Origin of the sequence: Providencia sp. (assembly GCF_003533305.1) — a bacterium.
GTDB lineage: Bacteria > Pseudomonadota > Gammaproteobacteria > Enterobacterales > Enterobacteriaceae > Providencia.
On sequence record NZ_DOEH01000006.1, the window covers coordinates 103,006 to 127,937 of the forward strand.

23 protein-coding genes and 1 pseudogene are annotated in these 24,932 nt (G+C 37.1%); 16 read left to right on the plus strand and 8 right to left on the minus strand.

All coding sequences use genetic code 11. The features are described 5' to 3' along the window. Positions 1 to 389: 389 nt before the first annotated feature. The 3 genes and pseudogenes from iolG (at position 390) to DD649_RS02170 (ending at position 3,731) form a co-directional block, all read left to right on the plus strand. The gene (gene iolG / locus DD649_RS02160) at positions 390 to 1,376 is read left to right on the plus strand and encodes an inositol 2-dehydrogenase (RefSeq protein WP_294103117.1); all 987 of its coding nucleotides are present in this window, start codon (positions 390 to 392) and stop codon (positions 1,374 to 1,376) included. Between the two features lie 443 nt (positions 1,377 to 1,819). After that, positions 1,820 to 3,280: pseudogene (locus DD649_RS02165) on the plus strand (sugar porter family MFS transporter). Positions 3,281 to 3,302: 22 nt separating this feature from the next. After that, complete coding sequence (locus DD649_RS02170) at positions 3,303 to 3,731, plus strand: PTS sugar transporter subunit IIA (protein ID WP_294103120.1); 429 nt, start codon at positions 3,303 to 3,305, stop codon at positions 3,729 to 3,731. A 55-nt stretch (positions 3,732 to 3,786) separates the two neighbouring features. Here DD649_RS02170 and DD649_RS02175 read toward each other — a convergent pair whose 3' ends face one another. Next, positions 3,787 to 4,071, minus strand: a complete 285-nt coding sequence (locus tag DD649_RS02175) for a helix-turn-helix transcriptional regulator (RefSeq protein WP_336428864.1) — start codon at positions 4,069 to 4,071, stop codon at positions 3,787 to 3,789. Beyond that, positions 4,064 to 4,384, minus strand: coding sequence for a type II toxin-antitoxin system RelE/ParE family toxin (locus DD649_RS02180; RefSeq protein ID WP_294103124.1), 321 nt, complete (start codon positions 4,382 to 4,384; stop codon positions 4,064 to 4,066). The genes DD649_RS02175 and DD649_RS02180 overlap by 8 nt, the downstream gene beginning before the upstream one ends. A gap of 477 nt (positions 4,385 to 4,861) precedes the next feature. On the opposite strand from DD649_RS02180, the gene DD649_RS02185 reads away from it, so the two are divergent. Genes DD649_RS02185 through iolB form a run of 4 tightly spaced genes read left to right on the plus strand, consistent with a single transcriptional unit; the run spans position 4,862 to position 9,716 of the window. Continuing rightward, a complete protein-coding gene (locus tag DD649_RS02185; protein ID WP_336428867.1) occupies positions 4,862 to 5,995 on the plus strand; it encodes a Gfo/Idh/MocA family oxidoreductase in 1,134 nt (377 codons plus the stop codon). Between the two features lie 25 nt (positions 5,996 to 6,020). Continuing rightward, positions 6,021 to 7,925, plus strand: a complete 1,905-nt coding sequence (gene iolC, locus DD649_RS02190) for a 5-dehydro-2-deoxygluconokinase (RefSeq protein WP_294103129.1) — start codon at positions 6,021 to 6,023, stop codon at positions 7,923 to 7,925. Positions 7,926 to 7,955: 30 nt separating this feature from the next. Further along, the gene (gene iolE, locus DD649_RS02195; RefSeq protein ID WP_294103131.1) at positions 7,956 to 8,849 is read left to right on the plus strand and encodes a myo-inosose-2 dehydratase; all 894 of its coding nucleotides are present in this window, start codon (positions 7,956 to 7,958) and stop codon (positions 8,847 to 8,849) included. 36 nt (positions 8,850 to 8,885) lie between these two features. Further along, entirely contained in the window at positions 8,886 to 9,716 is an 831-nt protein-coding gene (gene iolB, locus DD649_RS02200; RefSeq protein WP_294103135.1) for a 5-deoxy-glucuronate isomerase, read from the plus strand. A gap of 94 nt (positions 9,717 to 9,810) precedes the next feature. On the opposite strand, the gene DD649_RS02205 is transcribed toward iolB, so the two are convergent. Together DD649_RS02205 and DD649_RS02210 are read right to left on the minus strand one after the other, a co-directional pair. Further along, a complete protein-coding gene (locus DD649_RS02205) occupies positions 9,811 to 10,452 on the minus strand; it encodes an NAD(P)-dependent oxidoreductase (RefSeq protein WP_294103140.1) in 642 nt (213 codons plus the stop codon). Positions 10,453 to 10,561: 109 nt separating this feature from the next. Beyond that, the gene (locus tag DD649_RS02210) at positions 10,562 to 11,206 is read right to left on the minus strand and encodes a TetR/AcrR family transcriptional regulator (RefSeq protein WP_294103143.1); all 645 of its coding nucleotides are present in this window, start codon (positions 11,204 to 11,206) and stop codon (positions 10,562 to 10,564) included. Between the two features lie 93 nt (positions 11,207 to 11,299). Between DD649_RS02210 and DD649_RS02215 the strand changes: the two genes are divergently transcribed. Beyond that, on the plus strand, positions 11,300 to 11,992 hold the full coding sequence (locus tag DD649_RS02215; protein WP_294103146.1) for a hydrolase: 693 nt from the start codon (positions 11,300 to 11,302) through the stop codon (positions 11,990 to 11,992). A gap of 26 nt (positions 11,993 to 12,018) precedes the next feature. Here the strand turns inward: DD649_RS02215 and DD649_RS02220 are convergent, their stop codons facing one another. Continuing rightward, entirely contained in the window at positions 12,019 to 12,987 is a 969-nt protein-coding gene (locus tag DD649_RS02220) for an FUSC family protein (RefSeq protein ID WP_294103148.1), read from the minus strand. A 231-nt stretch (positions 12,988 to 13,218) separates the two neighbouring features. Here DD649_RS02220 and DD649_RS02225 point away from each other — a divergent pair, with 231 nt between their 5' ends. Beyond that, positions 13,219 to 13,839, plus strand: a complete 621-nt coding sequence (locus tag DD649_RS02225; RefSeq protein WP_294103150.1) for a malonate decarboxylase holo-ACP synthase — start codon at positions 13,219 to 13,221, stop codon at positions 13,837 to 13,839. 180 nt (positions 13,840 to 14,019) lie between these two features. On the opposite strand, the gene DD649_RS02230 is transcribed toward DD649_RS02225, so the two are convergent. Next, positions 14,020 to 14,649: a glutathione S-transferase family protein gene (locus tag DD649_RS02230; RefSeq protein WP_294103152.1), complete on the minus strand. Its 630-nt coding sequence runs from the start codon at positions 14,647 to 14,649 to the stop codon at positions 14,020 to 14,022. Between the two features lie 388 nt (positions 14,650 to 15,037). On the opposite strand from DD649_RS02230, the gene DD649_RS02235 reads away from it, so the two are divergent. From DD649_RS02235 to tehB, 5 genes are all read left to right on the plus strand, one after another. Next, the gene (locus DD649_RS02235; RefSeq protein WP_294103154.1) at positions 15,038 to 15,595 is read left to right on the plus strand and encodes a cytochrome b; all 558 of its coding nucleotides are present in this window, start codon (positions 15,038 to 15,040) and stop codon (positions 15,593 to 15,595) included. Positions 15,596 to 15,608: 13 nt separating this feature from the next. Next, on the plus strand, positions 15,609 to 16,187 hold the full coding sequence (locus tag DD649_RS02240; RefSeq protein ID WP_294103156.1) for a YceI family protein: 579 nt from the start codon (positions 15,609 to 15,611) through the stop codon (positions 16,185 to 16,187). A gap of 202 nt (positions 16,188 to 16,389) precedes the next feature. Further along, positions 16,390 to 17,163 (plus strand): topoisomerase IV, encoded by a 774-nt coding sequence (locus tag DD649_RS02245; protein WP_294103159.1) that lies wholly within the window; start codon positions 16,390 to 16,392, stop codon positions 17,161 to 17,163. Between the two features lie 277 nt (positions 17,164 to 17,440). Further along, positions 17,441 to 18,520 (plus strand): linear amide C-N hydrolase, encoded by a 1,080-nt coding sequence (locus DD649_RS02250; protein WP_294103162.1) that lies wholly within the window; start codon positions 17,441 to 17,443, stop codon positions 18,518 to 18,520. A 115-nt stretch (positions 18,521 to 18,635) separates the two neighbouring features. Next, a complete protein-coding gene (gene tehB, locus DD649_RS02255; protein WP_294103166.1) occupies positions 18,636 to 19,523 on the plus strand; it encodes an SAM-dependent methyltransferase TehB in 888 nt (295 codons plus the stop codon). A 90-nt stretch (positions 19,524 to 19,613) separates the two neighbouring features. On the opposite strand, the gene clcA is transcribed toward tehB, so the two are convergent. After that, entirely contained in the window at positions 19,614 to 21,017 is a 1,404-nt protein-coding gene (gene clcA, locus DD649_RS02260) for a H(+)/Cl(-) exchange transporter ClcA (protein ID WP_294103169.1), read from the minus strand. Between the two features lie 320 nt (positions 21,018 to 21,337). Between clcA and hcp the strand changes: the two genes are divergently transcribed. Beyond that, entirely contained in the window at positions 21,338 to 22,990 is a 1,653-nt protein-coding gene (hcp, locus tag DD649_RS02265; RefSeq protein WP_294103174.1) for a hydroxylamine reductase, read from the plus strand. Between the two features lie 76 nt (positions 22,991 to 23,066). Beyond that, positions 23,067 to 24,071 (plus strand): NADH oxidoreductase, encoded by a 1,005-nt coding sequence (gene hcr / locus DD649_RS02270; protein WP_336428878.1) that lies wholly within the window; start codon positions 23,067 to 23,069, stop codon positions 24,069 to 24,071. 122 nt (positions 24,072 to 24,193) lie between these two features. Here the strand turns inward: hcr and DD649_RS02275 are convergent, their stop codons facing one another. Next, a complete protein-coding gene (locus tag DD649_RS02275; RefSeq protein WP_294103177.1) occupies positions 24,194 to 24,430 on the minus strand; it encodes a HEAT repeat domain-containing protein in 237 nt (78 codons plus the stop codon). Positions 24,431 to 24,932: the final 502 nt, after the last annotated feature.

Genomic DNA, 24,932 nt, shown 5'->3' on the forward strand with positions numbered 1-24,932 from the left:
GACTAATTTATTGTAAATCAACTGGGTAAATGTAAACTGTTTCGAACTTTTTTATTTTTCTTTTTATCTAAAACAGTCTTAAAGCTATGCAATAGTTGATTAAAATCGAAGGATAAATTGAAACGTTCATTTCAATTTGTTTCGTTTGTGATTGAAATCGTTTGTTTTTCGATAGAAAAAGGAGCCATTGCGCTTTTATACGTCTAATTGATTGAGTTTACATTATTGTTTTGTGATCTTAATAACACTAAAAATCCACTTTTAGATAACATTTGTTACCTAGCGCTCAAAAATATAATTTTCAAATAATTATAAATTGAAATGAATGTTTTATTTGGTATATTCCATACTATCCTAATAGTGGATTTAAAGTATCAAGGAGCATTTAAATGTTCAACATAGCACTATTTGGCGCAGGACGTATTGGACAGGTGCATGCTGTTAATATTGCCGGCCATAAAGAAACCACACTTTATTCTGTTATTGATCCATACCAACCAAATGCAGATGCGCTAGCTGAAAAGTATCAGGCAAAAATTCAATCAGTAGAAGAAGCAATGCAAGACCCGAATGTACACGGTGTTTTGATTGCATCTGCGACAGACACTCATGCGAATTTAATTGAATTGGCAGCAAAACATAAAAAAGTTATTTTTTGTGAGAAGCCTGTCCACTTAGATCTTGAACGTGTTAAGCAGTGTTTAAAAAGCGTTAAGGAACACAATGTTCCTCTCTTTATTGGTTTTAATCGCCGCTACGACCCTCAATTCCATCACCTTAAAAATTTATTCGAACAAGGCGCAATTGGTAAAGCTGAATCTTTAATTATCACTTCACGTGACCCATCACCACCACCCGCTGAATATGTGAAAGTTTCAGGGGGTATGTTTAGAGATATGACCATCCATGATTTTGATATGGCGCGCTTTATGATTGGTGAAGAGCCATGTTCTGTCTTTGCACAAGGTAGTAATGTCGTTGATCCTGCAATTGGTCAAGCTGGAGATATTGATACCGCATTTATAATTTTGAAATTCCCATCCGGTGCTATGGCAACGATTTCGAATAGTCGTCGCTCAGGTTATGGCTATGATCAACGTGTTGAGTTACATGGTGAAAAAGGATTATTAACGGCGGGAAATATCAAAGAAAATAGTGTGGAATTACTTAGCGAAGTTGGCTGTTTATCTGCAAAGCCTGAATTCTTTTTCTTACAGCGTTATAACGAAGCTTACAAAGCAGAGTGGAATCACTTTGTTGATATTTTAGCTGGACGTGCTGAATCTGAAACAACCGGTACAGATGGTGAACTTGCTTTATATCTTGCAGATAAAGCTCTTGAGTCATTAAAGACAGGTAAAGAAGTCAAATTATAGTTTATATTTTTAATTGGATTAGACTTTTTAATCTAATTAGAGTCATGTTATGAACGAGGGATATTCTCTCGTTCATAACACAAGCCTGAATATATTAACTCTGTAATTTTAAGGAATAAAATCAACAGAGGCAATGCAGACCTTACACTTAATCTAAAATGATATAAATGATTTATACCTTGCTATAAGTCTAGGTTTTATATTATTTATTTTATTTCAATTTACCTTATTTAAGTGTATGTATTTGTTTTTATAAAGAATGAGTGAGTGCGCCATATTTTAATTATTCTTTATATCAGGCTTGCAATTATCTTGATAATAATTCAATTAAAGTGCCAAAAACTTTTCATTATTTAATATTAAATACGTTCAATTAAATTTTAAATACTGAGAAAGATTTTTTTTGGCAGACATAGTGATTCAGATAATAAGGTAATAATAATATGTCATTAATAATGAATCTCAATGAGCAACAAAGAAAAAGATTGCATCAAATAACATTGGTTGCAACTTTTGGTGGATTACTTTTTGGTTATGATACCGGTGTTATCAATGGTGCATTTTCTTCATTGAAAGAAAACATGGGGCTAACGCCGACGACAGAAGGCTTAGTCATGAGTGTTCTGCTCGTTGGCGCAGCCTTGGGTAGTGTTTGTGGTGGGCGTATTGCTGACTTTGTTGGACGCCGAACCTATCTATTGTATCTCTCTTTTCTATTTTTAGTTGGTGCGTTTTTATCTGCTGCCGCGCCTAATATTGAAGTATTATTAATTGCTCGATTTTTACTCGGTTTTGCCGTAGGTGGCGCTTCGGTGACCGCACCTACATTTATTTCAGAAGTTGCTCCAACCGAGATGCGGGGAAAATTAACGGGATTAAATGAAGTTGCCATTGTTATTGGTCAGCTTGCCGCTTTCGCTATTAATGCTGTTATTGGCTTGATTTGGGGGCATTTACCTGAAGTTTGGCGCTATATGTTATTGGTTCAAGCGATCCCTGCGCTGTGTTTACTATTTGGTATGTGGCGAGCACCAGAAAGTCCACGTTGGTTAATGAGCAAAAACCGTCGTGAAGAAGCATTAAAAATTCTGAAACAAATACGCCCTGAAAAAAGAGCGATTCAAGAGTATCAAGATATTGTTACGTTGCTAGATGTTGAAGCGGCAGAGTTGAAACGAAATCCCCATGCCCATAAGAAAAATTTAGCACTTATTTTTAATACGCCGTGGATCTTAAAGCTCGTCTTAATTGGTATTGTGTGGGCGGCATTACAGCAAACCACGGGCGTTAACGTCATCATGTATTACGGAACTGAAATCCTAAAAACAGCGGGTTTTTCTGAACAAACTTCGTTGATTTTTAACGTATTGAACGGGGTGTTCTCAGTTGGTGGTATGGTGATTGGCGTACTTTTCTTAGTTGATCGTTTTAAACGTAAAACATTAATTGTAGGCGGTTTTGCTTTAATGGCATCACTGCATTTATTAATTGCCGCCACCGACTATTTCTTAACAGGTGATGTAAAAGCAACGTTGATTTGGCTATTGGGAGCCGTCTTTGTAGGTGTAATGCAAGGTACTATGGGCTTCTTAACTTGGGTTGTCTTAGCTGAACTGTTCCCGCTGAAAATTCGAGGGTTATCCATGGGGATATCAGTATTCTTCATGTGGATAATGAATGCTATCGTGAGCTATTTATTCCCGGTGATGCAAGCAGAGCTTGGCTTAGGCCCTGTCTTTTTAATTTTCGCAATAATAAACTATTTAGCGATAATATTTGTTGTGAAGTTGCTGCCTGAGACCTCAAACAAGTCACTAGAACAGTTAGAAAAAGAATTATCATCAATGTAGCATTGTCATAAAGGTAATATAGGGCAATTGCATTTGCGATATGAATACACCTAATTATCTATAAAGAGGGTTGTATATGATAGAACAACTAACGGCAAGTAACTTACATTTGGGTTGCCAAGCCAAAAACAAAGCCGAAGTATTGAAAATGGTCGGCCATGAGTTTAAGAATAAAGGTTATGTGGATCAAGATTGCGTTCATTTTCTCAATGAAAGAGAGTTGCAAATATCGACGTTTTTAGGCAATGGCATTACGCTGCCTCATCTACCGAAGTCTGCGAATGATATTATTCTTAAAACAGGCATTGAGATCTTTCAATTTCCCGATGGCGTTATTTGGGATAGAACGAATGTGATGTTTATTGCTATCGGTGTGATTGCAAAATCAAGAGAACATATTGATGTTCTTAGAGAAATAGCGTTGATTTTTAGTGATGAGTTTATTGCTAATGCGCTATCTATCACTTCAAGTGAGAAAGAGTTCCTCAGTATTTTACATCGCTAGATAGGTTATGACCATGAGCACCGATGTGGGGTGCTCATGGTTTTTTCATATGAGTTCATAGGATAATCTTAGGGTTTTTAACACCACAAGCAGCAGCATAGCGAGCTAATGTTTCTATTGTTGCTTTTTCAGCATTACGTTCAGTTCGAGATATTGCTGCGGGTGATATTCCGAGACGTGCCGCAACTTGAGAGCTGCTTAGACCTGCAGAACAGCGCCATGCTACTAATTGTTCACGAACACGTTCTGATCTTAATTGTTTTTCATAAAGAGCATTAATATCAGGATCAGATAAAATTTCTTCACGTGCACTTTCCCATGAAACTGATTTTTTACTCATCGTGTAGCATCTCCTCTAGTCGTTTAGCTGCATCAGATAACATTGATGAAGGCAACTTTACGGTACTTTTTGCGAAGATTTTTAGGATGAAAATTCGCTTACCTTTTCGATAAACATAAATAGCACGCCCTATATCCCCAGCTTTTGCTCTTAATTCAAAAAATCCGTCTTTAATTGGTTTTGTATCTGGCTCTCGAAGTGATATCGCATATATAGCGAGTTTATCAATTTGCCTAGTCATTTTAGCTTGTAATATTTTAGGTAATTCTTTTAACTCTTGTAATGCATCCTTGTGAATTTCAATCTCAAACATCAGCATCCCTCCGAATAAGTCACAATAGAGTAAAGCATAGTAACATTCAAGAGTTTAATTAACTTATAGGTTGAATTAATGTTTAAGTTAATAGTGTTTGTTTTAGATAAATACTATTAAAAATTATGTAAATATTGATAATTAACGTGCTAGTACCCTTGTTTAATATTCATGTGTGATATTTGTTGACGCGAACATTCCATTTCTAGCTTAATTCATTTCATTTATATCGGTTTTATTCCATTTTTCATTTCATTCTGTATTTCATTGCTACAACTCCAATAATTAATTTCCTTATATATTAATCAATTAAACAAAAAATTAACGCCAGATCACAAAACGAAACTAATATTCCTTATTTTATTGAAAGTGAAATGAATATTCCGTATAACATTAGTATCAAATTAAAAATATCAAGCACAGACATCGGGTTGATAAACGCACCGCAGATGATGAGCGATAGAGGGAGTGTTCAAAATGAAAGAAATTCGTATTGGCATGATAGGTACCGGTTACATAGGGCGTGCTCACGCAATTGCTTATGCTCAGGCGCCAACGGTTTTTCCTCTGCAAGGAAAGCTCGTTCGTGAAATGATTGCTGAAATTACACCTGAATTGGCGCAAGAACGTGCAAAAGAAATGGGCTTTAATCGTTCAACAGATGATTGGCGCAAGCTGGTTGCTGACCCAAATATAGATGTGGTTGATATTTGTTCACCAAATTTTTTACATAAAGAAATGGCAATGGAAGCGATTAAACATGGCAAACATGTTTATTGTGAAAAGCCATTAGCGTTGAATTCACAAGATGCTAAAGAAATGGTTGAAGCGGCTGAAAAAGCAGGCGTCAAAACCTTAGTAGGCTTCAATTATATGAAAAACCCAACGGCACAATTAGCGAAACAGATTATTGCTAATGGTGAAATTGGTGACGTTATCCATTTTTATGGTACTCATAATGAAGACTATATGGCTGACCCTAAAGCGCCTATCCATTGGCACTGTTTTAAAGAAAAAGCGGGTTTGGGTGCATTAGGTGATTTATCTGCACATATTATCAATATGGCACAATTTTTGGTCGGCGATATTGAAACTGTCTGTGGCGATATGGAAATTGTGATTAAACAGCGTCCGGAAAAAATGGGCTCCTCAGTCATGGTAACAGTTGAAAATGAAGACCAAGCTCACGCAATGGTACGTTTTGCGGGTGGGGCAATGGGGGTTATTGAAACGTCTCGTATTGCATCGGGTCGTAAAATGGGACTGACTTATGTGGTGACGGGCACGAAAGGAACATTATCCTTTACACAAGAAAGAATGGCTGAGCTGAAATTGTATCGCCATGATGAGCCTTCAAATCGCCAAGGATTTAAAACAATTTTAGTTGGCCCAGAGCATCCTGATTACGCTCCTTTTTGTAATGGCGCGGGTCATGGTATTGGATTTAACGATCAAAAGACCGTTGAGGTTCGCGATTTAATTGATGGCGTTGCGACGAATAAAAAAATGTGGCCTGACTTTGAAGAAGGCTGGAAGGTGTCGCGTATTTTAGATGCTATCGCTCTTTCTTATGATGAGCAGCGATGGGTTAAAGTTAATGAAATCAATTGATTCTGTTGTAGTTAAGGGGTGATTAATGGATAAGCAGAAGAAGTTAGATGTTATCTGTATGGGCCGTATTGCCGTTGACCTTTACGGACAACAGATAGGTTCTCGATTAGAAGATATGAGTAGTTTTGCTAAGTATTTAGGCGGTTCTTCTGGAAACGTTGCATTTGGTACTGCAATACAAGGCTTAAAATCATCAATGCTTGCTCGTGTTGGTGATGAACATATGGGTCGTTTTTTACGTGAAGAATTGCAACGTGTTGGCTGTGATACCAGTAATCTGATTACCGATAAAGATCGCTTAACTGCACTGGTTGTTTTGGGCATCAAAGATCAAGATACTTTTCCGTTGATTTTTTATCGTGAAAATTGTGCTGATATGGCTATCACACCTGATGACTTTACTGAAGAGTACATTGCATCAGCTCGTTGCTTAGCGATTACAGGCACTCACTTATCAAACCCTAAAACGCGTGCCGCGGTGTTAAAAGCACTGGAATATGCCAAACGTAATAATGTTAAGACGGCTATTGATATCGATTATCGCCCTGTCTTGTGGGGACTCACTTCTCTGGGGGATGGCGAAACACGGTTTATTGCATCAGATAAAGTGACTGAAGAACTGCAAGAAGTATTGTCAATGTTTGATTTGATTGTGGGAACGGAAGAAGAGTTCCACATTGCAGGTGGTACAACGGACACTATTCAAGCATTGAAAAATATTCGTAAAATCAGTCATGCTGAATTAGTTTGTAAACGAGGTTCACTAGGCTGCTCAGTATATAGTGGTGCAATTCCTGAAACTTTAGACGAAGGTATTACTGTTCATGGCGTTCGAGTTGATGTTCTAAACGTGTTAGGCGCAGGTGATGCTTTTATGTCTGGCTTACTACGTGGCTATTTGAATGGTGAAAGTTGGGAGAAAGCTTGCGCTTATGCTAATGCTTGTGGCGCTTTGGTGGTTTCTCGTCATGGCTGCGCCCCTGCAATGCCATCTAAAATTGAGTTAGATAATTACCTTGAACGTGCGGCATCAGTGCCTCGTCCTGATTTAGATCCTATCTTGAATCATTTGCATCGCGTGACTACGCGGGGGACACAGTGGGAAGAACTTTGTGTCATGGCATTTGATCATCGTATTCAATTTGTCGATATGGCGCGTACTGCTGGTGTTGACATTGACTGTATTCCCTATCTGAAAAAACTCATTTTCCGAGCCAGCCGTGAAGTGGCTCAAGAAGCTAACCTGAAAGGGAAAGCGGGATTACTTTGTGACAGTACTTTTGGACAAGATGTTTTAAATGATGCGACCGGACAAGGCTGGTGGATAGGGCGTCCAATTGAGTTGCCTGCTTCAAGACCACTTTGTTTAGAGCATGGAAATATTGGCTCTCAACTGGTTAGCTGGCCGAAAGAACACATTGTAAAATGTTTAGTATTTTTCCATCCAGAAGATAATCATCCTCTGCGTCTTGAACAAGAAAAAACGGTTCAAGAAGTGTATAGCGCCTGTTGCCAATCAGGGCATGAATTATTGCTAGAGATTATTCTACCTGCTGATATGGAGCGTAATGATGAGCTCTATCTACGGGCAATAAAACGTTTTTATAATTTAGGCATTAAACCGGACTGGTGGAAATTACCGCCTTTACAAGCCGAAAATTGGGACGCAGTTGATAGTTTAATTCAAGAGCGTGACCCTTATTGTCGTGGTGTGGTTCTTTTGGGCCTTGATGCGCCACAAGCTGAGCTTCAGGCAGGTTTCAATGCGGCAGCGGGTAAATCTATTGTAAAAGGATTTGCTGTCGGACGGACATTGTTTGGTAAACCTTCTTTAGAGTGGATGAAAGGGGAAATCAACGATGACGAGCTGGTACAGATGATTAAAACTAATTACCTCAACCTGATAGCCTTATGGCGTCAGCGTAAATAATATTACTTTTACCTACACAGGAGCTTCATCATGGCAATCCAACTTGGTATTAACCCTTTGACGTGGACCAATGATGATTTACCAACACTAGGGGCGGAAACGACTCTGGAAACTTGTCTAACAGAAGGCCGTCAGGCAGGATTTGCTGGTTTTGAATTGGGTAACAAATTTCCGCGTAAAGCTGAAATTTTGGGTCCTATTTTAGAGCAGCACGATTTAAAATTGGTTTCAGGCTGGTATTCAGGTGAATTACTGACTCGCAGCGTGGAAGAAGAAATTGCAGCGGCGCAAGACCATCTTGCATTACTGCGTGATCTTGGCGCTAAAGTAATGGTTTTTGCTGAGGTTACTCATTGTATTCACGGTGACCAAGATAAACCTGTTCATATGCGCCCATTATTCCCAGCAGATCAGTGGGAAGAATACGGTAAAAAATTGACTGAGTTTGCGAAATATACATTATCTCAAGGTGTACAAATTGCTTATCACCATCACATGGGGACGGTAATTGAGTCTGCGGAAGATGTTGATAACTTGATGAAATATACCGGTGATGAAGTCGGTTTATTGTTAGATACAGGGCATTTAACCTTTGCAGGTGCCGATCCGGTGGAAGTGGCAAAACGTTGGGCGAAACGAATTAATCACGTGCATTGCAAAGATGTACGCCCAGACGTATTAAAAGATGTCAAAAATCGGAAAACCAGTTTTCTGAATGCAGTATTAGCGGGTGTTTTCACCGTACCGGGTGACGGTTGTGTTAATTATCCGGAAGTCTTTAAGGTATTGAAAAACAGTCAGTATGAGAATGGTTGGTTAGTGGTTGAAGCAGAACAAGACCCTTCTATTGCGCATCCATTGACTTATGCGACTTTAGGGTACAATAACCTACATAAATTTGCTAAAGATGCAGGTCTGATTTAAGTCTAAGTGCTCGACGGGTATAAAGAGGTAAGCGATATGTCTAAATTATTATCAAAGTACCATGCTCCGGATACAGATAAGCGTACTCAGCATATTACGCCTGAGTCCGCACATTGGGGATACGTACATTTTGATGTTTATGAATTAAAGCAGGGTGAGTCAATTTCCTTACCGGCATCGGATAATGAAATGTGTTTGGTATTAGTTGCTGGTAAAGCTTCGGTGAAAACACCTGCACAAACATTTGAAAATATCGGCGATCGCATGGACCCATTTGAGCGTAAGAAACCTTATGCGGTATATGTGACAGCTAATGAGTTTGCTGAAGTTAAAGCAGAAACGGCACTTGAGCTTGCAGTTTGTCGTGCTAAAGGAAAAGGAACTTACCCAACGCGTTTAATTGAGCCTAAAGATATTAATGCAGAACAACGCGGCCATGGTTTTAATAAACGCTATGTTCATAACATTTTACCTGATGATAAGGCGGCGGATAGCTTATTAGTTGTTGAAGTTTTCACTGATGAAGGTTGCACAAGTTCTTATCCAAGTCATAAACATGATGTGGATAACGAACCAAATGAAACTTATTTAGAAGAAACTTATTACCATCGTTTGAATCCGTCACAAGGGTTTTGTATGCAACGGGTATACACAGAGGATCGTGAATTAGATGAGTGTATGGCGGTGTATAATAAAGATGTGGTCATGGTGCCAAAGGGATATCACCCAATGGCAACCGTTGCGGGTTATGATAACTATTATTTGAATGTGATGGCAGGTCCAACACGTAAATGGTTATTTACGTGGGAAAAAGATCACAATTGGGTCAATAGTGAAGTATATGCAGCCAAGCATCGTGAAAAATAAGTTATAGAATATGTCGTTAAGTTGAAACCAAATCTGTTATTTATTCTTTGCCGGTAATAATTACCGGCATTTTTTTGCTTAAATGATTCAAAAGCTAGTAAGCTGCGGTAAATTGCTGGCGAATAAACTGTGCATTTTCGGCTTCATCCAGTATTGCAACTGCAAGATCTTCGACTGAGATTTTAGCGGGTACATTGCCATTCATCAGTAATTGATTGCCACCAAGACGGAATGTTTCGGTTCGTTCTCCCGGTTCAAGTACTGCGGCAGGTGAAACAAAGGTCCAATCAATATCGTCGATAGTTTGTAATTGTTTTTTTAATTCCCTGACTGCTTCTGCACCTGGTTTTATTTCCGCAGGAAAATTAGGTGAATCAATTAAATCGACACCGGGCGCGATTTCAAGACTGCCAGCGCCACCAACCACAATAAAGCGTTTAACGAGTGAGTTTTTTACGGCTTGTAAAATTGCTTGATTACCGGCCACCGTATCTTGATATAAATTTGGATTTTGCCAGCCGCCATTGAAGGCACTAATGACAACATCTTGTCCTTTCAATCTTGCCGTGAGCCAAGAAACATCCGTGATGTCACCTGTTGCGGTGATGAGCCTTGCATGTTGTGGTAGTTGATTGCTATGGCGAGAGATGGCAGTCACCTGATGATGACGTAGTAAGGCTTCATTAACTAATGCTTTACCCACAAACCCTGTTGCGCCAATGATGGATATTTTCATTTTTTGCCTCTCATGATATCGATACTTTAGATTCATTTTTAAAGTATAGAGCACGGTTGCCGTTAGCGTTATGTCCTGACTCTCAATCAATTAAAAAACTTTGCGTATTTTATGCTATCTGCAACGCAAATCTGCATAAACAGATGATGTGTTGGATTCGTTGTTCTAATTCAGGTGTCATACCAGGGGGAATGATCCCTAGCGATATTTGTCTCAAAGGTTCCGCAATTGCCATGGATAAAATCAAATCACTCATAACCGTAAAGTCATGGTTATTAATGAGTTGCTTATCGGCATGAATAGCAAGCCATTGTTTGAGTAAATATCGACTACGTTCTATACCGCTTCTTTGGTACTTATCGAGCAGAATATTTTTTTGATTAAAATCTGTTTGCAGTAATCGATATAGACCCACGGCGCTGGGAGATAACACTTTTTGGGCGATTGCATTTAGATTACAGGCTAACAAATCAAAGAATTCATCAATGGAACTTGCTTCACGTTCAAACAGAGGGACGAAACTATCAGTCCAACTCAAAATAACTAGCTCTATCAGTGCTTCACGATTATCTACGAAACGATAAATTGTTTTTTTAGCGACACCTGCACGTTTTGCAATATTATCGATAGTAGTGAATTGGTATCCATTTTCAATCAGAGATTCGGCCGTTGCTTGAATAATTTTTTCTTTCAATTCACTCTCTGGAACGCTAGGTCTACCTCGGGTTTGCTTAGGTAATTCAGGTGTTGACATAAAGGGATATCCTTAAATTTTTTTCTTGACTTTGTTTTATTTTACATCAATTATAATTAAGAAACAAATTTAGTTTCCTAAATGAGGTGAGTGATGACAACGAATAAAACATGGGCAGTAGATAACATCAATGAATTATTATTATCGAAGCCATTACGTCTTGAAATGGGTATTGAGCGTGACAGTGAGGGCTTGTTAACTATTGCGGTACGTACAGACTTACATGGTTGTAAAGGTCGAATGCTTGAATGGTGGTTTACTTTTTTTGAAACAACGCAACATATTCGCTGGTGGCATCCCCATGATCATGTAGAGCACAGAGGCTGGGATGAAAAATGGCAGAAAGGGCAAAGCTTTATTGGCGCATCAATTCATGCTGTGGAGTCTTTAGGCAATATTCCACCTGTTGCGGCAAAACTTAAATTTAGAGAAGCAAAAGATTTTTTTGATGAGCAAAAATTACATGAAGCAATTGAAAACAAATCAATTTCGGGTGCTGTTTGTGCATCAATTGGATTTGGTGACAATGTGCTAATGGATAAGAATGGCTATCCACTTGATGGTAAAATGATGCATTTAACGCGTGATACTGAGTTTGGTTGTGTGCTACGAAGTCGTTTTTTATTAGGGGCATCGTTATCTTCACCAGAACATGAGTTACCTGATGAAATCGGATTAGAACTTATGCGCCATTGTTACAATGAATTTACGTATTTGTCGCGTTTTTTACCTTCACTGTATTATGGTGAGCATGCAAATGAAGAGAAAGCGCCTTTACCTTGGTAATTATTCTAATAGCCCTATTATTAGGGCTATTTTGCTTCTCTAAATAGTTTTAAAATAATACTGGTAACAATAGCAATCGCGCCACCAAGGGCTGTTTCTAATACTCTATCAAACAGTAGAACATAGGCGGGATGACGCCAATAAATAACTTGTTCAAGAATAGACAGTATTAGGCTAGTTACCACAAATGTCATAAATGTATAGCCATGATGAAAACTCATTGGCATGAGAAACGCAAAAATCACAATAGCGCTCAAACCAATATAAGGCATGAGCGGAGTATTAAACAGGAAATAAAGCAGTACAACGGAAATTAAACTTCCGGCAACTCTTTGTAAGGTGATGTGAATAATACTTTGTGATTTAGGGTGTAACACAAAAACGAAGGTCAGTAATGTCCAATAAAAATGTCCAAGATCGAACATTCTTGGAATGGCTAATGTTAGTAATAATCCGAGAGTATAAGTCATGGCTCGGGGAATAATATTTTTGCGCAGGGTAAATAAGTTTTGTTCGACTAAGCTACTGCTAATAACTGAATGGCGATAAACTTTATGACTCAATATATAGTTGGTCACTAAAGTAATGCCACTACCAATGACAAAACCAAGTGCTAGACTTTTTGATATATCGGGTAATATGGTGCCGATGGTTGACATGATAATCATAAATTTCATCGTCAAGTCCATCGCAGGATCTGTACCGTATAGTTGGTAATAAATAAAAGAAAAAACAGCTAAATAGATATAAAAGCCTATACCTAAACGTAGTGTATCACCAATTAAAATGGCGACTAAAATCATGGCTAACCAAAAAGCGGTATAAGCATAATTTTTATACTCTTTGGCGGCATTAAACAGATTGAAAGAGTATAAAGTAGAAAATGCTGCCCACATGGCGGCTTGCACATCTAAAATTGCAAAAGCTGCTCCTGCACTTAGTAACATACAGCAACTGAAAATGATCCCATCATGGATGGCAGGTAATGTTCTCATAATAAGATGCTCACAATAAGATGTTCATAATTTGTTGATTAACTCATTAATTATTAAGAGAATTAAATAATAACATATTATGAAAGGATAATATGTTATTCAATTTATTGTCAGTAAAATAGGCACTTGTAGTAAACAATAAAATATTGTTATTCAGGTCGTTGTGTTTTTTTTTCTAAAAAATGCATAATAGTGATAGAGCAAGTTGTCATGATAATAAAGGAAGAATAAATGCAAATTATAAACCCTCATGATTTTGTTTGGGTCGGTAGCAATAGCGACGTCCCTATTGAATCACTTCCTGAATGGGTTAAATCTCAGTGGAACAGCCGACTTCCTCTTATTGTGTTTAGGGAAAAAGCTGACGATGGGAAATTAACTGTTTCAATTCGAGGGATACGACCTTCACAACGAGTGACAACACAAATCGATAAATCTGCAATCACGCATATTATGAATATCGAATCTTTAGTGTCTAATTCTATTGAATTACAACGTTCGATGTTTATCGCTTTGCCGCCAGTACAAGTTCTATTACTGATTTCTCAGCATAATTGGCCATGGAAATGGGGTGTTACGGGAAGTTGTGCATATACGTTGGCGACAGATATTCAAAGTATGCTTTCAGATGGCGACCTTGATGTCGTCATTAAATGCCCAACACGTCATCAAAAAGAAGATTTTGCTGATTTTGCAATTAAGGCAAATACCCCTTATTGTCCAATTGATATTTATGTTGAAACGCCAAAGGGTGGTTTTTCTTTAGCCCAATGGTTTAAAAATGATCAAGTGACTTTGCATACTCCAACAGGCAATGTTATGACCACTGATCCTTGGGATGAAAGCCTATAAAATGCGATGTGGGTAAAGCATAATCAATGTCTGATTGAAAGATGAACTTATTGATTAAATAGTAATTTTGATGTTCGTACAGATGATTTTTTATTCATCAATGAAAACTAGTTGGAAATAGAGTTAAATAGCCGTGTTGTTGTTGACAACGCGGCTATTTTTTAGCTGTTCATCAGTGCGTTAATGAGTAATAGGTGGTTCTTGTAAACTGGCTTGATACCATTCCTGCATAGCAGGAAGAGAGATAACACGCTGAACCCAAAGATTGGCGGTATCATTAACAGGTAGCTGATAGCTACGAATTCGAAATGCAACAGGAGCAAAAAAGGCATCGACAGCGGTAAATTTACTGCCGGCTAACCATGGCCCGCCAAAGGCATCAAGTCCATCTTGCCACAATTGCTGTATTCGATTGAGATCTGCTTGTAATTCGCGTGAAATGGTCTCTATAGGCGATTGCATAGTCACATTCATCGCGCATTGCTGGCGTAAAGCGGTAAAACCGGAATGCATTTCTGCACTGGCACTTCGAGCCCATGCTCTTGCTATTTTATCTGTAGGCCAAACTTGAGGGAATTCTTCAGCCACATATTCACAAATAGCTAAGGAATCCCAGACGGTTTGTTGACCATCGACTAAACAAGGCACTAATCCTGTGGGTGAAAAACGGCTGAATTTTTCATGGCTGCTCTTACCGTTTTCGAAGAAACAGAGATTTTCTTCAAATGGAATTTGTAATGTTTTTAGTAATACCCAAGGGCGTAAGGACCATGAAGAGTAGTTTTTATTTGCTATCCAAAGTTTATACATAAGATCAGCCTATAGTGTGATAGGAAAATTAGCATACAATAAGCTAATCTAAAGTGTAATCTGTGTATCTACAAATGATTTTAAAAATTAAATCATAAAGTGATATATTTTAAAATTATAAGTTATATTCAAATTGAATTAATCAACTGATTGTAATATTAGGTTTGTAACTGTTATTTACAAAAATGGATGAATCTTTATTAAACTTTTAGTGTTTTAGCTAGACAAATTTCTATTTTAATCTATTTGTTTATTATGTTGATACTATTTGAATATCTTCAACAAAATATTTGTTTAACTTTGGGATAGGAATATCAGGAAATTAACCTTATCATGGTTACGGTTTTGTTAATTAAATAATTACCCTTAAATCTATATGGTTTTAATTATGCAATGGAAAAATAATACCACCCGTTATGGGCATATCTCTTTGCTCGTACATTGGTTGGTCGCAATCGTCGTATATGGAATGTTTGCCTTAGGTTTATGGATGGTCTCTCTGGGATATTATGACAGTTGGTATCATCAAGCACCTGAGATACACAAGAGTATAGGAATGTTACTCTTTATTATTATGGCATTTCGTGTGGTATGGCGATTTATTTCACCTCCACCAAAGCCATTAGCAAGCTATAGTAAATTAACTAAAGTGAGCTCTATTATTGTTCAAATTCTGATTTACATTATTTTGTTCAGTATTTTAATTAGTGGTTATTTAATTTCAACCGCTGATGGGCAACCAATTAGTGTATTTGGTTGGTTTGAAGTACCTGCTTTATTTACTGGAGCAGCGACACAAGCGGATACAGCAGGTGAAATACATTTATATTTAGCCTGGGCAGTTGTTTTGTTATCAGTTTTACATGCATTTGCAGCTTTTAAACATCACATTTTTGATGGTGATATTACTTTAAAAAGAATATTGGGTTTTAATCCCGATAAGTAACGTGGAGAAAGTTATGTTGAAGAAAACGGTTCTTGGTCTGGCATCTGGCGCTTTATTATTAACAGCAGGTTCAGCATTTGCAGCAACTTATCAGTTTGATAAACAAGGTCAACACGCTTTTATTGAGTTTCGTATTCAGCATTTAGGTTATAGCTGGGTTTACGGTAGCTTTAAAGATTTTGATGGTCAATTTACTTATGATGAAAAAGATCCATCAAAAGATAACGTTGAAGTCACGATTAAAACCGGAAGTATCGATACAAACCACGCTGAGCGCGATAAGCACTTGCGTAGTGGTGACTTCTTAAATGCGGCCAAATTCCCAGAAGCTAAATTTGTTTCAACTCAAGTGAAAAAAGAGGGTGAAACGTATAAAATTACCGGTAATTTCACTTTAAATGGTGTGACTAAACCAATTACATTAGATGCGAAATTAATGGGTGAAGGTAAAGATCCTTGGGGTGGTTATCGTGCAGGTTTTGAAGCGCAAGGTAACATCAAGTTAAAAGACTTTAATATAAAGTCTGACCTTGGACCTAAATCACAAGAAGCTGAACTTCTAATTTCAGTAGAAGGTGTTCAAGCGAAGTAATACAATGATTTATATGTAAAAAGCCTTCGGTGTTAACATCGAAGGCTTTTTGCTTTTTCGGATACCAATTACTCTTATTCCTATAGCTCACTAACACAATTGCAGGATAGAATAGCGCCTATAATTTTTATTTCAGGTTATATCATTAATGACTTGGAAATAGTGTTCGTTATTTGTTTTATTAATAAAAGGCAGCGCAATCTTGAATATAAATAGTTCACGTAAAACGGCATTGATTGTCATCATCATTTTCATTGCATTTGCATTCGGTTTTTACTGGATAAGCAAAGATAACAATGTACTTTCAACCGAAAATAATATTGCTATTCACTCAAAAGCTCTTGTTCAAGTGGAAAAAGAGTTGCCTATTATTGCGACAGTTAAAAAAATAAGCCCCGAAACTTATCAAGGTTTCGAGCATTTGATTACTCAGTATGATCCGGATAATGAAGACTTGCGTCGGCAATTATTTGATCAAGTTGTCGGAAGTGTGATGAAACTTGTTTTAGAGCGCATGCCATATGCGTCTGATGAATCGGTTATTAATTTTACATCTAAAGTAAATGACTATTTAAAAGTGTTATTAGAAGAAGATCCATCAGGTAAAACCTGCTTTTATTCTTTATTTCCTCACATGAGAGAAACCGCTGAAATTATTCCACCACAAAAAAGCCAAGCGGTTTTATTAAAACAAATACAAGCTACAAACGAGTTATTAATTTCAAGTGAGGCCGGCGTAAAACAAATATTAATGCCTAAAGCTGAATACAGCAATACATTAGCGACATTAAGGACCGGACTAACTGAAAAATATGGTAATAAAGTATCGATATTAGGTAATTTAAAGGCAGGACAAAAATCACCTGATATGGCTTGTAATATCACAATCAGTTTCTATGATGAAATTTTAGCAATGCCAGATAATGATAAGAAAGCCTCACTACTGAGAACATTATTTTCCTCAGTGAATAACTAATTGTTCACTGAAAATTATTAAAAATAATGAGGAAGCTTTGCTAAACAGTGAAGCTTCCAATTTTTATTGCTATCAATATAATTTTTTCAAAACTCTCATAAAAAGATGAACTATCATTAATTTACTTAGTGATAGAGCCTTTAAATTATAAATAGCAGTATGCTATCCTCTCGTAAATTGGCGCTATAGAAAATATTTAAATAAACTCAAACACGTTTTCATGGTGTAGTATATTTACCTTAGTAATAAATTAATTTTTCACTATCTTGGAGAAACCATGCAATTAGTCAAAAAAAGCATCGTGACATTATTAACCGTTGCGGCTATCTCTATTCCTGCCATGGTCAGTCAAGCTTGTACCCGAGTTGTTTATCTTGGGGATAATGAGCAAATAATGACCGGACGAACAATGGACTGGAAATATGATATCGGCACTAATTTATGGGTATTTCCTCGAGGTATGGATAGAAACGGTATCGCGGGTCCTAACTCTCTCAAGTGGACATCAAAATATGGTAGCGTTATTGCCTCAGGTTATGATATTTCGACTACAGATGGTGTTAATGAGAAAGGATTAGTCGCTAATTTATTATGGCTAGCTGAATCAGAATATCCGCAACTAAATAGCAAACAACCTGCGCTGTCAATTTCGTTATGGGCGCAATACATGTTAGATAATTATGCGACCGTTGAAGAAGCGGTGACTGCATTAGAAAAAATACCATTATTGGTTGCTACGGATAATGTACCGGGACAAGCACGTTTAGCAACGTTGCATTTATCACTATCTGACGCAAGTGGCGACAGTGCAATTGTCGAATATATTAATGGAAAGCAAGTTATTCATCATAGTCGAAAATATCAGGTGATGACGAATTCGCCCGCTTATGAAAAACAGTTAGCGATGCAGGAATATTGGCAAGGTATTGGTGGTACTGTAATGTTACCAGGGACAAATCGCTCAGCCGATAGATTTGCGCGTGCACAATTTTATGTAAATGCTATTCCACAAGAAACTACCGCGAATAAAGCTGTTGCGAGTGTTTTTGGTGTTATTCGTAATGTGTCAGTACCTTATGGATTAACGTCAGAAACCTCCCCTGAAATATCTTCAACACGTTGGAGAACTTTAGTTGACCATAAACGCCAACTTTACTTTTTTGAATCTGCATTAACGCCCAATATTTTTTGGACTGATTTAGCTAAAATCGATTTTTCCAAAGAAACAGGTAAAGTTAAAAAATTAGATTTAGGTGAAGAGCAGAGCCATATTTATTCAGGTGATGCGACCAATAGTTATGTAGATACGATACCATTTGAATTTTTAGGTCTGAGTGCTAAGCAATTGGGCTATTAAGCTAATCTTGATGATACCTCCTGTTGTTTCAGGAGGTTGATTTTAGTCAAATCATTGTTTATTTATCAATGAAAGCTTTGCAGATAAAAAATGAACGGTATAAGATGTATTTAAAATGCAACTTATTGGTGATGATATGAATGAGTTAGTTAGCTATAAAACCATGCCTGTTTGGAATAAAACGTCTCTTCCTTTAATGTTTCAAGAGCGCCATAACACCAAAGAAGATTCTTATGCGCAACTTGAAATCTTACAAGGTTCACTAGATTTTATTATTTTTGGTGAAGACGACAGTGAGCAGCACTTTACTTTTGATGTAAATAACCAACCTCCGATTATTGAACCTCAAGTTTGGCATCGAATTTCTGCTTGTAGTGATGATATGCAATGTCAGCTTTCATTCTTATGTCAGCCAGAACTTAAATTTTTTAAAGAGTATGGATTAACGACACCGCATTCTGAAGTACGTTATTTGTGTGAACAGAAATTATCTACACCATGTAAAACGTTGGATTTGGGTTCAGGTCGAGGCCGTAATAGTTTCTATCTTGCCTTGCAAGGTTATGATGTGACCGCGGTGGATATTAATGAACAGCATATCCAAGCAATTGAGTTTGTGAAAAAGCAGTCAGGTGTTGATAATATTAATACCGCAGTCTATGACATTAATCGCCATCAAATACAGGGTGATTATGATTTAATTATATCGACAGTTGTCTTGATGTTTTTGCAAAGAGATAAAATTGCCAATGTGATTGCTGATATGCAAGATCATACTTTGGCTGGCGGTATCAATGTGATTGTTTGTCCTGTTGAAACTCCCGATGCACCACTAGACTTGGTGCCTTTTAAATGTTTTTTAAAGCCGGGTGAATTGCAAGAATGCTACAAGGATTGGGAAATTTTAAAATATAATGAAAATCCGGGGCATTTACATAAAACAGATGCACAAGGTAATCGAATCAAACTTAATTTTGCTACCTTGATCGCTAAAAAGAAATAGTTTTATTTTCATATAATAACGGGTTGCTATTGGCAACCCGTTATCTATTTAAACATTGCTTTCAATAAAATAATACTGTTCCGTATTCAGCTAGTTTGTTGTCGAAGAACTTGTTGCAGTTGGCTTTTGTTGAGCGCTACGCTGAAGTGTTCTTTCGAGTAAGACGGAGTAAAGCGGTCTTCCCCCTAAGAATTGAGCGACTATTGTTGCGCCGATACAGGTAATAATCATGGGTAAAATGAGTTGGTAATTACTGGTCATTTCAAGAACTAAAACAATTCCGGTGAGAGGTGCTCGTACCGTCGCCGCAAATAGAGCCCCCATACCTGCAATAGCAAAAGTGCCGACTTCAATAGGGTATTGTGGAAAGAGCGTCAAAACGGTATAGCCATAAATTCCACCAAATAAAGTCCCTAAAGCAAGTAATGGCGAGAAAATTCCGCCTGGTGCCCCAGAGCTGAAGCTGATTGTTGACGTGAGAAAACGAAGCGCAAAAAATACTAACAAAATGGTGACCGTAAAACTGTTAGCGACCATTTGATAGATGACAGAATAACCACCACCAACAATCTCAGGGGTATAGACGCCAATCGCACCACAGGCTCCACCAATCAATCCACCCATTAAAACAAAGCGCGAGATTTTATTTTGATAAAAGGCGAGGAATTTCGTCTGTAGGAATAATAAAAAGCGATTGAAGCAAATACCGACAACACCAAATAACATACCTAAAATTAAATATAGCCATAAGGTATTTAGTGGTGCAGATGAAAATTGCCCAATATTTAATAGTGCTGCATCCCCATTAATCATCCTAAATACGATAGTCGCTGTGACTGCGCCAATAAATACTGCTTTGATGGAGATTAAGCTGTATTTAAATTGTGGGCGCATTTCTTCGATGATAAATAAGATCCCAGCAAGAGGAGCGTTAAATGCAGTTGCAAGGCCAGCGGCAGCCCCAGAGGCTAATAATGTGTGACGTGATTCATTATCTTTAAGACGAAAAATATCATAAAACATCTGGCTAATATTGGCACCAAGTTGCACTGTAGGTCCTTCACGTCCAAGCACCATACCTGAGCCTAGCGTGCCTAAACCACCGATAAATTTAACGGGGATCACTCGCCACCATCGAACAGGGCGAAGATCTTGTAATGCCCCTTCAATTTCAGGAATACCTGAGCCTCCGGATTCCGGTGAGAAACGTCTCACTAAATAATAACCTATCATGGCAAGCACAGCAGAGACGACAAACATCGTTGGTACTATTAACCATTTATGGGTAACAAATTCGCCGACTGAATGAATACGATAATGGCTAATCCATGTTGTCCCTAACATAAATAAGGAGCCGATAAGCCCAACCGTAGCACCAATAACAGCAGCTAAGATAAGGATTTTAATGGGGGTTTTATCAGATTCTTTTAATCGTTTAAGTATTCCGAAACGGATTTTTATCGTGGATTTGCTTATCGAATTGTCCTGTTTCATCTTTAATTGACTCTCTTTTTACGATTAAATAACAATAGCTTATGATTACAGTATAGCAAGAGGAATGATAAATCCCATCATAGGGAAATTATACTCTAATGAATAGACATTATATTTTATTAATAAGTGATAATAAATTCTATAAATAGAAAGAGTATTGGGCAATATCATACTTCTTGTATTGATAATAGTTCTCATTAATATAAAACATTAGCTTAGATCAATAAACTGTCAAATAGCCTTCAAATCTACTTTTTTATTCCTAGGAAAGAGGTAACCTTAATGTTGTATATAAAATGCAACTTTAAAAGGCGAATAACATGTACTGTGTGCAATGTGAACAAACAATGAAAACCCCAGTGGGTAATGGCTGTGCATACGCGCAGGGTATGTGCGGTAAAACAGCAGAAACATCTGATCTACAAGACTTATTAGTTGCTGTATTACAGAGCTTATCAGCAAGCGCAGTGACTGCACGTGAACTTGGTATTATTGATCATGATGTCGATAGCTTTGCACCACTCGCATTTTTCTCAACACTCACTAACGTAAATTTCGATTCAGAACGTATTATTGGTTATGCGCGTGAAGCTATTTATTTTCGCGATAAATTAATCAAACAATGTCAGTCCGTAAATAGTGCGATTGTATTTAATCATCCATTGATAAATCTCCAATTAGATGGCACCGATATCCCAACACTACAAAAACAAGCAGCACAATTTTCACTGGATATTGATAAAGCGCAAATTGGTGAAGATATTCATGGTTTGCGGATGCTATGTCTATATGGCCTAAAAGGTGCAGCAGCCTATATGGAACATGCCCATGTATTAGGTCAATATGATAATGATATATATGCTCAATATCATGAGATTATGGCCTGGCTAGGCACATTACCTGCTGATATGAATGAGTTACTCGATAATTCCATGGCGATTGGTTTGATGAACTTTAAAATCATGGAAATATTAGATGCAGGGGAAACCGGAGAGTTTGGTCATCCAGCACCGACGGAAGTTAATGTTCGTCCTGTTGCGGGCAAATGTATTTTAATTTCAGGTCATGATTTAAAAGATCTGAAAATGCTATTAGAGCAAACCGAAGGCAAAGGTATTAACATTTATACCCACGGTGAAATGTTACCTGCACATGGTTATCCTGAACTTAAAAAATATTCACATTTGGTGGGTAACTACGGAAGTGGTTGGCAAAATCAACAAGTGGAATTTGCTAAATTCCCAGGCTCAGTATTAATGACTTCAAACTGCATTATTGACCCAGATGTTGGACAATATAAAGATAGAATTTGGACTCGTAGCATTGTTGGTTGGCCAGGAGCGAAACACTTAGTAGGTGATGATTTCACACCAATGATTGAGCAAGCATTGGGTATGTCGGGCTTTCCATACACAGAAATAGAACATAAAATCACCGTTGGATTTGGTCGTCAAACTTTGTTAGGTGCGGCTGATACTGTGATTGATTTAGTTTCACAGAAAAAATTACGCCATGTATTTTTAGTTGGCGGTTGCGATGGTAGCCGTGGTGAAAGAAGTTATTACACTGACTTTGCTCGTAGTGTTCCACAAGATTGTTTAATTCTTACTTTGGCATGTGGTAAATATCGTTTTAATAAATTAGATTTCGGTACTTTAGAAGGTTTGCCGCGTTTGCTTGATGTTGGGCAATGTAATGATGCATATTCTGCCATTATGTTAGCTGTAAATTTATCTGAAAAATTGGGTTGTGGAATTAATGATTTACCCCTGAGCTTGATATTATCTTGGTTCGAACAAAAAGCGATTGTTATTTTATTAACACTATTAGCGCTTGGCGTTAAAAACATTTATACCGGCCCTACTGCGCCAGGATTTTTAACCGAAAACTTATTAAATGTGTTAAATGAAAAGTTTGGCATGCGTAGTATTACGACAGTTGAACAAGATCTTGCTGAGATTTTACCTGCATAGTTATTTATATGTTGTTATTAACTAATATATCGTTATGAGAAAAGGGGAGTTTTCTCCCCTTTAAAGGAGTAAAGGGATGACAATGCCAAGTAATTTATGTCCGAATAGAATGCAAATTCATTCTATAATTAAAGAAACATCGGATGTTTGGACAATTAATTTAATTAATCATGATTTTTATACTTATTCACCAGGGCAATATGCATTGGTTAGTATAAAAAATAGTGAGGATGTCATGCGTGCCTACACCCTTTCTTCATCGCCGGGAAAAAGCCGCTTTATCTCTATTACTGTAAGACGATTAGACGATGGTGTTGGTTCAAATTGGTTAACTCGTGCGGTAAAACCTGGGGATTATCTTTGGCTTTCTGAAGCGCAAGGGGAGTTTACTTGTGCGAATGTCAACAGTCATCAGTATTTGATGCTAGCCGCCGGTTGTGGCGTGACACCGATTATGTCGATGACCCGTTGGTTAATGGCCAATCGCCCTGAAACAAATGTTAAAGTTTTATTCAATGTCCGTGATGCTCAACAAGTCATTTTTGCCGAAGAGTGGCAACAGCTAACAAATATTTATCCAGATAGACTGCAACTTTGTATTATGGCAGAGAATCCAGATAACGGGGGTATTGCTGAAGGTCGTTTGAATGAAGAAAAACTAAAAGTATTAGTACCTGATATTGCTTCAAGGGTTGTGATGACCTGTGGCCCAGTTCCTTATATGAAAAATGCGCAGAAACTTGCAGAAAATCTGAGTGTACCTGCGGAGCATTTTTTTATGGAACGCTTCTCAACTGAACCAGAAGCAGTGAATAACGAAGATGTATTAACGCTTAAAATTCGCCACCGATTAATCGATTTTAAAGTGCCCGTTGGTACATCATTGCTAAGTGCATTAGAACAAAATAAACAGCCTGTCATTGCTGCATGTCGTGCCGGTGTTTGTGGTAGTTGTAAAACAAAAGTGTTATCGGGTAATTATACGACAACGAGTACAATGACATTAACTCAAGATGAAATAGATGCGGGTTATGTTTTAGCTTGTAGCTGCCAATTACAGAGTGATGTTGAAATCGCTTGAGTAAAGATAACAAAAGTAGACTGTCTCATGGATTAGAACAATGGGACAGTAAATAATATTATTTTATGATTTTTTAATATTAAAAATAACAGTAATAAATATAATTTAATTATTACTCTAAATTAGTGTTCAGGAAATTTCCCTGAAACAAAGTAGATGGATAATTTACTCAATGTATTTATTGCTGAGACAGCAACTTCCTTATTAGGGTCTTGGCATAAGTCAATGATCCGAATAATGGCATCATTATATTCAATTGTCGCTTTAAAATCGCCTAAAGCCGATATCGCTGCAATTTTTATTTCATCATTCATTCGAAATGTTAAGTTTGTTAACATATCGACGATTACTTTATCCATAATAAAATATTCACTGTTAAATTAATTCACATCATTTTAAGTTAAATCTAAAGATATTTAATCCTAAATTAATAGGGTAAATGAAGCTTTTAATTCAAAAGTTATATTTTTAATTGAATGTTTCGAACTAAATAATTACGTAAGTATTTATTCTTATAGTATTTAACTCTAAATATGAGTGTGCGTAAATGGATAATATTAATTTTATAGAGCTAAGTAATATAACCACTCGATAAATGAGTTGAGCTTATATTATATCAGGCTTAATTTATGAAAACTTATAATATATTTTTATTATTCTGAGATTGGCTTATTACCTTTAATAACGTATTAATTTGATTAATGTTTTTTATGATTATGGTGTTTGACTATTAAAGCAATTATGTGTTTTTAATCAATTTTCATAACAAAATTTATTCCAAGTTACATCTTGTTACATAATGAATCCTTATTACATATTAACTTAAACAAAACATAAACGGCCTAGTTCCATCAGTATAAT